Here is an 11668-nt window from a genome sequence, read left to right on the forward strand (position 1 = left end):
ACTTGTGCTGGAACGGTTGCCCGATCGGTAGGCGATACGGGGAACCTTTCGACCGCAGACGCACTCAGCAGCCCGGGACGGACCGCTGGCCGCTCAGCTTGATCAGTCCGCACAGCGTTTTGACGGACACCTTCCAGGTGCCGTTCTGCTCGACCGCGGTGCCCTTCGCGTTCGGCAGGACGGTGGCACCCTTCATGAGCAGCGAGTACGTCACTTTCGCGTCGGTCGCCGAGGTGAACTCGACCTTCGTGACCTTCGCCGAGATCTGCCGTCCGCGCTCGACGCGGCTGAGGGCGTCGAGGACCGGCCCCATCATCTTGCCGTTCTCCAGGACGGCCTGCCGGTCCTTCTTCGACGTGTGGGAGTTGAAGAACTTCTCCCAGTTCGCCGTGATCTCCTTCTTGGCCGCACCGGGGTCGGCCGGTTGGGCCGCGCTCGGACTCGCGCTGGGCGTCGCCACGACGCTCGTGGTCCTGTCCGCCATACGGACGGACGCGGCGCTGTCGCCCTTGCCGCCCTCGCCGCATCCCGTGAGGGCGAGGGCGAGGACCGCCCCCGCGGTCAGTGCCCCCAGCCGTCCGCTCCTCCCCCTGAGGTAGCTCCCGAGAACCATCTGGCTCACCACCGGCTGTCGGTCCGGGCCGTGCGCGCCCGGTGCTTTCAGGGTCGGCTCGCAGCGGGCATCGTGCAACTCCATCAGCGGACCGTGCACCCTGTCCGTCGCGGTACGGCCTCGCGACAACGCCGAGGGTCCCGACCGGCGCGCCGGTCGGGACCCCGTGCCCGGGACGGGGAGTTGGCTCAGATGTCGAGCCGCTGCCCGGGCACGATCAAGTTGGGATCACCACCGATGACGGCCCTGTTGGCGGCGTAGATCCGCTGCCAGGTGGTCCCGTGCCGGGCGGCGATGCCGCTCAGCGTGTCACCGCTGCTCACCGTGTAGTCGCCACCGCGGGACGTGCCGCGGCCGGTGTGTCCCGACGAGCGAGCCGGTGTCTTCGACGACTGCGCGGGCGAGGCCGACTTGGCGGACTCTCCGGACGCCGAGCCGGTGGACGGCGCGGCGGGCGCCCCGCCGGACGCCCCGGCGCGGGCCGAACAGGTGGGCCAGGCGCCCCATCCCTGACCGCGCTGGACCTTCGTGGCGATCGCGATCTGCTGGGCCTTGGATGCCTTGTCGGCGGTGGCCGCGTAGGCCGTGCCGCCGTACGCGCGCCAGGTGGACGCGGCGAACTGGAGTCCGCCGTAGTAGCCGTTGCCGGTGTTGATGTGCCAGTTCCCTCCGCTCTCGCACTGGGCGATGCGGTCCCAGACTCCGCTGTCCGCCGCGACGGCGTCACCGCCGGCGGCGAGGAGGCCCAGCGGGGCCAGCAGTGCTGCCCCGGCGAGGACCGCCGTCGTACGCGTCGTTCGCGTCTTGCGCGTGCTGTCGTGGGTGTTGTCGGCACATGCGGACATGTAGTTCCCTCTCGCAGGACCCGGGATCCCCCAAGGCGGCCTACGACTCCCCACGCACGGACGCGGTCGTCGTACTCCGCCCCGTCCGCCGGCGGTGGTACTGAGGAACTGACTGTGCTGCGGCCGGCGGACGACCCGAGCGGTGCTCGTTGCACTCGGCCGAGGAATCTAGGGAGCCCGGCGGCCCGCCATCAAGCAACGCCCTGTCGTTCGAGGCCAGTTCACCGTTACCACGGGTACCGTCCATTTTCGGACACCCACTTCATTGCCTGATTTCGGGATTTGTCAACCACGATCTCTGGCGATCTGTGACCCACTTCACCGCCGTAACTTCCTTGGAAATCAAAGCACTTGCCGTGGAGTGACAGGTTCCGCCCGCGGTTTCACGCTGCGCTTCGGATGGTTCGATTCCGTTCGCTCCCGGGCGTGACTCCGGCCACAGATCGCCCGTTGTCCTTTTCATGAGCCGGGAGCCACCCGCGCTCATGGGCCGGGAGCCACCCGGCTGTCGCCCTCATCACATCCCGAGGAGCCACCCGTGCCGCGCATGCTCGACGTCAGCGACGACGTACGCGCCGAGATCGGCGACGAAGAAGCAGACCGGCTGCTCGCCGGAGAGAACGCCCCCGGCAGTTATGACTGCACGTCCTGCCGCACCCCGGGCGACTCCGAGCAGGAGCGCACCAGCACCGTGCTGTTCATCGGCGACGAGACCGCCGTCCTCGCCTTCGCCCACGCCACCTGTCTGCCCTCGCAGGTCGTCCAGGTCACCGAGGAGCAGCTGCAGGGCGCCGTCCGGTCCATCTCGGCCGACGGGGGCGCCGCCAAGGCCGTGCCCGAGCAGGCCGTGCTCGGTGTCACCAGCGGACTCGTCCTGATCAACGGCGAGCTGCACCCGGCGCTCGTCGTCGAACCGACCGCCCCCATCGCCCGCCCCGGCACGACCACGACGGGCGACGACTTCCTGCCGCTGCTCATCGAGCAGGGCTTCATGCCGCTGACCGAGATCGACTCGGTCCCGTCGGTGCTGCACGGCTGGTCCGTGCTGCTCGCCATGGGACAGCTGCACGCCATCCTCCAGCCGGGCGCGGACGGCGGCCAGCCGGTCGCCTGGTGGCAGGCCCACCAGGCGCTCCAGGTCGCCGACAGCTGGCGCGCGGCCGCCAACAAGCACCAGCAGGTGCTGTTGTTCGCGGCCCCGGTCGGTTCCATCGGCCGCCAGCCCCGCGAGGACCTGCTGCGCGACGCGCTCGACAAGGCCGCGGCGAACGGGAAGCTGGTGGCGGCGACGCTCCCGCTGGCCGGCACGTGAACGCTCCGCTTCGGGGACCGTGAAGGGTCCGCTCGTCGGTCGCGTGCGGGTCGTTCATGGCCCGCGCCCCCGACGGGGCGCTGGACCGGGGCCTTTCCAATTCGGCCTAACGGCCGCATCCGTTGGGCCATGACGTCGTTGGCACAGACGTGCACGCATACGACGTTCCCCGCCGCCACGCCTACCAGCCGAGTCCGTCCTTGCGGCCGGCCCAGGGCCCCTCGGCCACGCCGATCTACGACGCTCTCTACGCCGAGTGGGTCAAGTCCTACCGGGCACTGCCCGGCGACCGTCACGGCGAGGAGGACCTGGGGTTCCAGTCCTTCTTCGGCAACTCCTCGCACGGCACCGGCTCGTACGGTGCGTACCAGTCGGGGGTGTACGGCGGCCGCCATGGCGCGGCCCCGCACGCGACCGGCCACTTCGCCCCCCAGCAGGGCACCCGGCAGCAGGGCTCCGCGGCCCCGGTGACGTCCGTGTGGCAGCCGGTCGGACGGATGCCCACCGGGCACACCGGCATGCACCACATCCCGGCCGCGCTGCCGCCGGGCCCACGCCGGGGCCACTGACACACGAGGAGGGCGGCCTCCTCAAGGTCCCCGGATCTCCCGGACGCCTTGAGGAGGCCGCCCTCCTCGTCGTCACCGTTACGCGGACGTCACTTCTTCTTGCCGCGCTTCTCGCGCACCCGCACCGAGATATGGATCGGCGTCCCCTCGAAGCCGAACTCCTCGCGCAGCCGCCGCTCGACGAAGCGCCGGTAGCCGGCCTCGATGAAGCCCGAGGCGAAGAGCACGAACCGCGGCGGCTTGGTGCCCGCCTGGGTGCCGAAGAGGATGCGCGGCTGCTTACCGCCCCGGATCGGGTGCGGGTGGGCGGAGACCAGCTCACCGAGGAACGCGTTGAGGCGGCCCGTCGGGACCCGGGTCTCCCAGCCCGCCAGGGCCGACTCGATCGCCGGGACCAGCTTCTCCATGTGCCGCCCGGTGCGCGCCGAGACGTTGACCCGGGGCGCCCACGCGACCTGGCCGAACTCGGTCTCGATCTCCCGCTCCAGGTAGTAGCGGCGCTCCTCGTCGAGGGTGTCCCACTTGTTGTACGCGATGACCATCGCCCGCCCGGACTCCACGGCCATCGTGACGATGCGCTGGTCCTGTACGGAGATGGACTCGGCGGCGTCGATCAGGATGACCGCGACCTCGGCCTTCTCCACGGCCGCCGCGGTGCGCAGCGAGGCGTAGTAGTCGGCGCCCTGCTGGAGGTGGACGCGCTTGCGGATGCCCGCCGTGTCGACGAACTTCCAGGTGACGCCGCCAAGTTCGATGAGCTCGTCGACCGGGTCGCGGGTGGTGCCCGCCAGTTCGTTGACGACTACGCGCTCTTCGCCCGCCACCTTGTTCAGCAGCGAGGACTTGCCGACGTTCGGGCGGCCGATGAGGGCGATACGGCGTGGGCCGCCGAGCCCGGTGCCAAAGGTCTGCGCGGGCGCCTCGGGCAGCGCCTCCAGGACGGCGTCCAGCATGTCGCCGGTACCGCGGCCGTGCAGCGCGGACACCGGGTGCGGTTCGCCGAGCCCGAGGGACCACAGGTACGACGCGTCGGCCTCACCGCTCGGGCCGTCGACCTTGTTCGCGCACAGGACGACGGGCTTGCCGGCCTTGCGCAGCAGCCGTACGACGGCCTCGTCGGTGTCCGTGGCGCCGACCTTGGCGTCGACGACGAACACGACCGCGTCGGCCGCCTCGATCGCGAACTCGGCCTGGGCGGCGACGGAGGCGTCGATACCCATGACGTCCTGCTCCCAGCCGCCGGTGTCGACGACCTTGAAGCGGCGGCCCGCCCACTCGGCCTCGTACGTGACACGGTCGCGGGTGACGCCCGGCTTGTCCTCGACGACCGCCTCACGGCGGCCGATGATGCGGTTCACCAATGTCGACTTGCCGACGTTCGGGCGGCCGACGACGGCGAGGACGGGCAGCGGTCCGTGCCCGGCCGCCTCGATGGCGCCCTCGACGTCCTCGATGTCGAAGCCCTCTTCGGCGGCGAGCTCCATGAACTCCGCGTACTCGGCGTCGCCAAGCTCTCCGTGCTCGTGCTCGTACTCGCCCGAGCCGTCGGAGGGGATGTGGTCGTTCATGAAGTCGGTACCTCGTTCATCGTGGTGATCGGTGGAACGCTCCGGTGTGCGGGTGATCCACTACTCAAGTGTGGTTCAGCGGCCGGTGAGCCGCCTGGCATTTTCCAGGTGCCCGGAGAGCTGCTTCTGGATGCGCTCGGTCGCCTCGTCGAGCGCCTTGCGCGTGCGCCGCCCACTGCCGTCGTCCGCCTCGAACGGGTCGCCGAAGACGACGTCGATGCGGTGGCGCAGCGGGGGCAGCGCCTTTATCAACCGGCCTGGCTTCTCAGAACTTCCCAGCACCGCGACCGGCACGATCGGGGCGCCGCTGCGGACCGCGAAGTACGAGAGCCCGGCGCGCAGGGAGGCGAAGTCGCCCTCGCCGCGGGTGCCCTCGGGGAAGATGCCGAGAACACCGCCGTTCTCCAGGACGCCGAGCGCCTGGGTGATGGCCGTGCGGTCGGCGGTCGAACGGTCCACCTTCAGCTGTCCGACGGCGCGCATGAAGGGGTCGAGCGGGCCGACGAACGCCTCCTTCTTGACCAGGAAGTGCGACGGCCGGGGCGCCACGCCGATGACCATCGGGCCGTCGATGTTGTGCGAGTGGTTGACGGCGAGGATCACCGGGCCGGTCGCGGGCACCTTCCAGGCGCCGAGCACACGCGGCTTCCACAGCCCGTACATCAGGCCGACGCCGATACGGCGCCCGACCTCGGCCCCGCGTTCGGAAGGTGCCCCGGTCACTTCCCCGCCCGCTTCTCCTCGACGAGGGTGACCACGCACTCGATGACCTGCTGGAGCGTGAGGTCCGAGGTGTCCACCTCGACCGCGTCGTCCGCCTTGGCGAGCGGCGAGGTCTTGCGGCTGGAGTCGGCGGCGTCCCGCTTGAGCAGCGCCTCGCGGGTGGCGTTGACGTCGGCGCCCTTGAGCTCACCGTTGCGGCGGGCGGCGCGGGCCTCCGAAGAGGCGGTGAGGAAGATCTTCAGGTCGGCGTCCGGCAGCACGGTGGTGCCGATGTCACGGCCCTCGACGACGATGCCGTTCTCCGCGCCGGCCGCGATCGACCGCTGGAGCTCGGTGATCCGGGTACGCACCTCGGGCACCGCGCTGACCGCGCTGACCTTGGAGGTGACCTCCTGCGTACGGATCGGACCGGCCACATCCGTCCCGTCCACGGTGATGCTCGGCGCGGACGGATCGGTCCCGGAGACGATCTCCGCCTTGCCGGCCACGGCGGCGATCGCCGAGGGGTCGTCTATGTCGATCCCGTTGTTCACCATCCACCAGGTGATCGCCCGGTACTGGGCGCCGGTGTCCAGGTAGCTCAGCCCGAGCTGCGTGGCGACGGCCTTCGAGGTGCTCGACTTGCCCGTGCCGGAGGGGCCGTCGATGGCGACAATCACTGCGGCGCGTTCCACTGTGGGGGCACCTTTCCTGGTCCGGGGTGGTGGAGGGGGCGCTAAGCGGCGCCGCTTAGGTGCCCCGGACAAGGGTACTGGGTGCGCGTCGCTCATCTGGCCGTACCCAGGGGCCCCACGACCGTATCGTTCGCGTGCCCTACTGGCGGAGTGCCCACCCCCGCTCCCGCAACGCCGCCGTCAGCACCGGCACCGCCCTCGGCTCCACCATCAACTGCACCAGACCGGCCTGCTGCCCCGTCGCATGCTCGATCCGTACGACCAACCCTCGACGCCGCCCTCGCACCGCTCGGCGCCAGGGGCGCCTCCCAGGCTTCGGGACTGCTGCGGCGGCCTCCGACCGCCGACATCAAGGCACCCCGCACTACTGGCGGAGTGCCCACCCCCGCTCCCGCAACGCCGCCGTCAGCACCGGCACCGCCCTCGGCTCCACCATCAACTGCACCAGACCGGCCTGCTGCCCCGTCGCATGCTCGATCCGTACGTCCTCGATGTTGACCCCGGCCATGCCCGCGTCGGCGAAGATGCGGGCCAGCTGGCCCGGCTGGTCGTCGATCAGTACTGCCACGACCTCGTAGACCCGCGGAGCGGAACCGTGCTTGCCGGGCACCCTGATCTGGCCGGCGTTGCCGCGGCGCAGGACGTCCTCGATGCCGGTGGTGCCCTCACGGCGCTTGGCCTCGTCGGAGGACTGCAGGGCGCGCAGGGCGCGGACGGTCTCGTCGAGGTCGGCGGCGAACTCGCTGAGCAGGTCGGCCACCGGTCCGGGGTTCGCGGAGAGGATGTCGATCCACATAGGGGGGTCGGAGGCCGCGATGCGGGTCACGTCACGGATGCCTCCGCCGGAGAGCCGTACGGCGGACTCCTCGGCGTGCTCCAGGCGCGCGGCGACCATGCTCGACACCAGGTGCGGCATGTGGGAGACCAGGGCGACCGCGCGGTCGTGGGCGTCGGCGTCCATGACGACCGGCACGGCACGGCAGTGCGAGACCAGCTCCAGGGCGAGGTTCAGGACCTCGGTGTCGGTGTCCCGGGTGGGGGTGAGCACCCAGGGGCGGCCCTCGAAGAGGTCGCCGGTGGCCGCCAGAGGGCCCGACTTCTCGCGGCCCGACATGGGGTGCGTGCCGATGTACGCGCTGAGGTCGAGGCCGAGAGCCTCCAGCTCACGGCGCGGTCCGCCCTTGACGGAAGCCACGTCGAGGTAGCCGCGGGCGAGACCGCGCCGCATGGCGTCGGCCAGCGTCGCGGCGACGTGCGCGGGCGGCGCGGCCACGATCGCGAGGTCGACGGGCCCGTCGGGCGCCTCGTCGGTGCCCGCGCCGAGCGCGGCGGCCGTACGGGCCTGCTCCGGATCGTGGTCGGTGAGGTGGACGGTCACCCCGCGCTGGGCCAGCGCCAGGGCCGCCGAGGTGCCGATCAGCCCGGTCCCGATGACGAGTGCGGTTCTCACTGGGCGATGTCCTTGCGGAGTGCGGCCGCGGCGCCGAGGTAGACGTGCGCGATCTCCGCGCGCGGCCGGTCGGACTCGATGTGCGCGAGGACCCGTACGACCCGGGGCATCGCGCCCTTCACGTCCAGTTCCTGCGCGCATATCAGCGGGACGTCGGCGATGCCGAGCTTGCGGGCGGCGGCCGCCGGGAAGTCGCTGTGCAGGTCGGGTGTCGCCGTGAACCAGATGCTGATCAGGTCGTCCGCGGTGAGCTCGTTCCGCTGCAGGATGGCTGTGAGCAGCTCGCTGACCTGCTCCTCCATGTGTCCGGCCTCGTCCCGCTCCAGTTGGACGGCGCCTCGGACCGCTCGTACCGGCACGGCTGTGCTCCTCGCTGATGTACGTACACGACTCGTCACCCAAGCGTAGTCAGCCCGGAACGCACCGGTGCGCGGCGCCCGCCTGCCGAGAAGGCCGCCGTGAGGCACCGGGAAATTCGGTTCGCCAGGCGTGATCCACCCCGTACGCTCCCGGGCATGCAGTCCGAGGCCCTGGTCCGCGACCACACGATCTACGCCTGTGTCATGGGGTCGCGCGCCTTCGGCCTGGCCACGGACGACAGCGACACCGACCGCAGGGGCGTCTTCCTCGCCCCCACTCCCCTGTACTGGCGCTTCGAGAAGCCGCCGACGCATGTGGAAGGCCCGGCGGAGGAACAGTTCAGCTGGGAGCTGGAGCGTTTCTGCTCCCTCGCCCTGCGCGCCAACCCGAACATCCTGGAATGCCTGCACTCACCGCTGGTGGAGCACGTCGACGACAGAGGCCGTGAACTCCTGTCCCTGCGCGGGGCGTTTCTGTCCCGGCAGGTCCACGAAACGTTCGTGCGCTATGCCCTCGCCCAGCGCAGGAAGCTCGAAGCGGACGTCCGCAAGCACGGCGCCCCGCGCTGGAAGCACGCGATGCACCTGCTGCGCCTCCTGACGAGCTGCCGTGACCTCCTGCGCACGGGCGAACTCACCCTCGACGTGGGCGAGCTGCGCACGCCACTCCTCGCGGTCAAGCACGGCGAGGTGCCCTGGTCCGAGGTGCAGTCCCGGATGACCCGGCTGGCGGCGGAGGCGGACGAGGCGGCGACCCGCTCCCCACTGCCGCCGGAGCCGGACCGGGCCCGCGTGGAGGACTTCCTCGTACGGACCCGCCGCGCCTCAGCCCTCGAAGCCGTCCACGCCCGTGAGCCGGACCCGTACGACGAGGTCGTGCAGGGCGTCGTACGCGGCGGGGGCGTCCGCCAGCGCGGATAGGGCCTGCGCCTCGTCCAGCACGCCGTGCAGCCGCTCCACATCGCTCTCCACGCGCGCGTGGTCGACGTCGGCGGCCCCGTGCTCGTGCTCGGCCTTGGCGGCGACGAGGTCCGGCAGGTACGCGGGCGCGTCGGTCTCCCCCGCGAGCGTGGGCAGATGGGCCTGGACCTCGCCGCTGCGCATCAGGTGGATCCCCGTGAGCAGCACGCGGAACGTGTAGAGCAGCGGCTTGAGTTCGCCGGTCTTCTGGAAAAGCCGCCACTGGGTGGCCGCGAAGCCCCGGTAGTGGTGGGCGTGGTGCCGGGTGAGGACACCGGGGGCCAGCGCGGCCAGCTCTCGGTGGGCGTCAGTGGTGTGCACGACCAGCGGGGAGAGCAGTTGCTCCAGCACGTAGCCGTTGCGGCGCAGCATCAGCCGGACGAACTTGCGCAGGTCGTGCGTGACGAGGTCCAGCTCGACGCCGTCCCGGTCCCACATCCTGGAACGGGTCTCCTCCGGCTCCCGCAGCCCGATCAGTTCAGCAGTCGGCAGCAGGTGGACGCCCCTGAGGTCGACGTCCGAGTCGCGCGAGGGGAAGCCGTACAGGTGCGCTCCGGAGACGGTCGCGAACAGCAGTTCGTCGGGCTGTTCGGCGACCACCGGCGCAAGGTCGATATCGATGTCGATGTCGAGAGTCGCGAGGGTCTCAGTCACCGCTCAAGCGTCCCAGAGCGCCCCCAGCGACACGAGGTCGCCCTGGTACTCGATGCGGTCGGCCCACTCCGTCGGCCAGGCCGCCGGGCCGAGGTAAGCGCCCGCGAAGGCACCGGCGAGGCAGGCGATGGAGTCCGAGTCGCCCGAGGTGCAGGCTCCGCGGCGCAGGGCCGTGACGGGTTCGTCGGGGAAGAGCAGGAAGCAGAGCAGGCCGGTGGCGAGCGCCTCCTCGGCAATCCAGCCCTCACCCGTGGCCAGGCAGGGGTCGGTCTCGGGTGACGGGTGGCTCAGGGCCTGCTGGAGCCGGTCGAGGGCGCTCAGGCACTCGTCCCAGCCGCGGGAGATGAAAACCTCGGGCGAGGCGTCCTGGCTGTAGCGCCAGAGGTCGCCGAGCCAGCGCGTGTGGTAGCGGCCGCGGTTCTCGTACGCGTACGACCTCAACCGGTCGACCAGGCCCAGCGGTTCGACGCCCTGGGCGAGGAGCCGTACCGCGTGTGCGGTGAGGTCGGCGGCGGTGAGCGCCGTGGGGTGCCCGTGGGTGAGTGCGGCCTGCAACTGGGCGGCGCCCGCACGCTGTTCGTCGCTCAGCCGGGGGACGAGCCCGAGCGGGGCGACCCGCATGTTGGCCCCGCAGCCCTTGGAGTGGATCTGGCTGGCGTCCTGCCAGGGTCGGCGCTCCTTGGTGAGCAGGTCGCAGGCGACCAGGCAGGTGCGGCCGGGGGCTCGGTTGTTCTCCGGCGAGCGGGACCAGGCGACGTACTCGGCGCGGGCGGCCCGCTCCAGGGCCTCGGGGCCGAGCGGGCCGCGGTCCATCGCGGTGCGCAGCGCCCGTCCGAGAGCCAGGGTCATCTGGGTGTCGTCCGTGACGAACGCGGGCTTCGGGAGCTCCATCTCCCGCCAGGGCCCACACTTGGCGAGGATCGACGGGACGTCGTTGAACTCGGTGGGGAAGCCGAGCGCGTCGCCGAGGGCGAGGCCGAGCAGGGATCCGGTGGCGGCGCGCTTGGCAAGCAGGGTCGTGGTCATCAGAGCCGTCCTTCGGGCGTGGGTCGCAACAGAGGCGGGTGCAGGGTGGTGGCCTCGCCCGCGCGATAGAGCGCGGCGGGTTTGCCGCGGCCCCCGGTCAGGCGCGCGGCGCCAGGGACCGGCTCGACGAAGCCCGGCGTACTCAGCACCTTGCGCCGGAAGTTGGGCCGGTCGAGGGCGGTGCCCCACACGGTCTCGTAGACCTGCTGCAACTCGCCGAGCGTGAACTCGGGTGGGCAGAAGGACGTGGCGAGACAGCTGTACTCGAGCTTGGCGCCGACGCGTTCGTGGGCGTCGGCGAGGATCCGGTCGTGGTCGAAGGCGAGCGGGCCGGCCGTGTCGTACGGCAGCCACCGGGCCTGTGCCGCGTCGCCGCCGCCGTGCGGTTCGGGCGGGTGCGGCAGCAGCGCGGCGAACGCGACGGTGACGACCCGCATCCTCGGGTCCCGGCCGGGTTCGCTGTACGTCCGCAGTTGCTCGAGGTGGAGTTCGGAGACGTCCTCCAGGCCGGTCTCCTCGGCGAGTTCACGCCGGGCGGCCGTCTCAGCGGACTCGTGCGGCAGCACGAACCCTCCGGGCAGCGCCCAGTGGCCCGCGTACGGCTCCTGCCCGCGCTCGACGAGCAGCACCTGGAGCGTGCCGGCCCGGACGGTGAGGACTGCCAGGTCGGCGGTGACGGCGAAGGGTTCGTAGGCGTACTTGTCGTAACCGTTCATGGTCCACCTACCCCTCTTGATCGGTCACTCTTAATGGTCACCATGACCAATAGTCACTACGACTATAAAGAGTTCGGAGGGTGCCGACAACCCGTTGGCGGCAAAGAAACGAGACATGACGAAGCGGCCGGACCCGAGTCATCCGGGCCCGGCCGCTTCGAAGCGTCACGAAGAGGTGCCGTGGATCTTCACGGACCTG

Annotated in this window: 13 protein-coding genes and 1 pseudogene; 3 read left to right on the forward strand and 11 right to left on the reverse strand. The window is 71.1% G+C overall.

Annotated elements, in window-relative coordinates; translation table 11 throughout:
- Window positions 1-64: 64 nt before the first annotated feature.
- Together FPZ41_RS06625 and FPZ41_RS06630 are read right to left on the reverse strand one after the other, a co-directional pair.
- Window positions 65-697, reverse strand: coding sequence for a hypothetical protein (locus FPZ41_RS06625; protein ID WP_228022529.1), 633 nt, complete (start codon window positions 695-697; stop codon window positions 65-67).
- A 104-nt stretch (window positions 698-801) separates the two neighbouring features.
- Complete coding sequence (locus tag FPZ41_RS06630; RefSeq protein WP_152860047.1) at window positions 802-1458, reverse strand: LysM peptidoglycan-binding domain-containing protein; 657 nt, start codon at window positions 1456-1458, stop codon at window positions 802-804.
- A 538-nt stretch (window positions 1459-1996) separates the two neighbouring features.
- On the opposite strand from FPZ41_RS06630, the gene FPZ41_RS06635 reads away from it, so the two are divergent.
- Both FPZ41_RS06635 and FPZ41_RS06640 read left to right on the forward strand, forming a co-directional pair.
- Complete coding sequence (locus FPZ41_RS06635) at window positions 1997-2770, forward strand: hypothetical protein (protein ID WP_322619894.1); 774 nt, start codon at window positions 1997-1999, stop codon at window positions 2768-2770.
- Between the two features lie 149 nt (window positions 2771-2919).
- Window positions 2920-3339: a hypothetical protein gene (locus FPZ41_RS06640; protein WP_322619895.1), complete on the forward strand. Its 420-nt coding sequence runs from the start codon at window positions 2920-2922 to the stop codon at window positions 3337-3339.
- Window positions 3340-3428: 89 nt separating this feature from the next.
- On the opposite strand, the gene der is transcribed toward FPZ41_RS06640, so the two are convergent.
- The 6 genes and pseudogenes from der to aroH form a co-directional block, all read right to left on the reverse strand.
- On the reverse strand, window positions 3429-4907 hold the full coding sequence (der, locus tag FPZ41_RS06645) for a ribosome biogenesis GTPase Der (RefSeq protein ID WP_152860051.1): 1479 nt from the start codon (window positions 4905-4907) through the stop codon (window positions 3429-3431).
- A gap of 75 nt (window positions 4908-4982) precedes the next feature.
- Window positions 4983-5570, reverse strand: a complete 588-nt coding sequence (locus FPZ41_RS06650; protein WP_152860104.1) for a lysophospholipid acyltransferase family protein — start codon at window positions 5568-5570, stop codon at window positions 4983-4985.
- A 56-nt stretch (window positions 5571-5626) separates the two neighbouring features.
- On the reverse strand, window positions 5627-6304 hold the full coding sequence (cmk, locus tag FPZ41_RS06655; RefSeq protein WP_322619896.1) for a (d)CMP kinase: 678 nt from the start codon (window positions 6302-6304) through the stop codon (window positions 5627-5629).
- Window positions 6305-6443: 139 nt separating this feature from the next.
- Window positions 6444-6563, reverse strand: a pseudogene (locus FPZ41_RS47975) (prephenate dehydrogenase); the annotation flags it as partial.
- A 105-nt stretch (window positions 6564-6668) separates the two neighbouring features.
- The gene (locus FPZ41_RS06665; protein WP_322619897.1) at window positions 6669-7754 is read right to left on the reverse strand and encodes a prephenate dehydrogenase; all 1086 of its coding nucleotides are present in this window, start codon (window positions 7752-7754) and stop codon (window positions 6669-6671) included.
- Window positions 7751-8113 carry a chorismate mutase gene (gene aroH, locus FPZ41_RS47980; protein WP_322619898.1) on the reverse strand — a complete coding sequence of 121 codons (363 nt, stop codon included), beginning with the start codon at window positions 8111-8113 and terminating at the stop codon, window positions 7751-7753. Before aroH ends, FPZ41_RS06665 begins: the two co-directional genes overlap by 4 nt.
- 156 nt (window positions 8114-8269) lie before the next feature.
- On the opposite strand from aroH, the gene FPZ41_RS06675 reads away from it, so the two are divergent.
- The gene (locus FPZ41_RS06675; protein WP_152860053.1) at window positions 8270-9034 is read left to right on the forward strand and encodes a nucleotidyltransferase domain-containing protein; all 765 of its coding nucleotides are present in this window, start codon (window positions 8270-8272) and stop codon (window positions 9032-9034) included.
- On the opposite strand, the gene FPZ41_RS06680 is transcribed toward FPZ41_RS06675, so the two are convergent.
- From FPZ41_RS06680 to FPZ41_RS06690, 3 genes are read right to left on the reverse strand one after another with little or no spacing between them, the layout of a single operon-like run.
- Window positions 8939-9727, reverse strand: coding sequence for a nucleotidyltransferase domain-containing protein (locus FPZ41_RS06680; RefSeq protein ID WP_322619899.1), 789 nt, complete (start codon window positions 9725-9727; stop codon window positions 8939-8941). The two genes, FPZ41_RS06675 and FPZ41_RS06680, sit on opposite strands and share 96 nt — an antisense overlap.
- Before the next feature lie 3 nt (window positions 9728-9730).
- Window positions 9731-10753 carry an ADP-ribosylglycohydrolase family protein gene (locus tag FPZ41_RS06685; protein WP_152860055.1) on the reverse strand — a complete coding sequence of 341 codons (1023 nt, stop codon included), beginning with the start codon at window positions 10751-10753 and terminating at the stop codon, window positions 9731-9733.
- Complete coding sequence (locus tag FPZ41_RS06690) at window positions 10753-11469, reverse strand: NUDIX hydrolase (protein WP_152860057.1); 717 nt, start codon at window positions 11467-11469, stop codon at window positions 10753-10755. Before FPZ41_RS06690 ends, FPZ41_RS06685 begins: the two co-directional genes overlap by 1 nt.
- Window positions 11470-11668: the final 199 nt, after the last annotated feature.

Source organism: Streptomyces acidicola (assembly GCF_009377235.1).
GTDB lineage: Bacteria > Actinomycetota > Actinomycetes > Streptomycetales > Streptomycetaceae > Streptomyces > Streptomyces acidicola.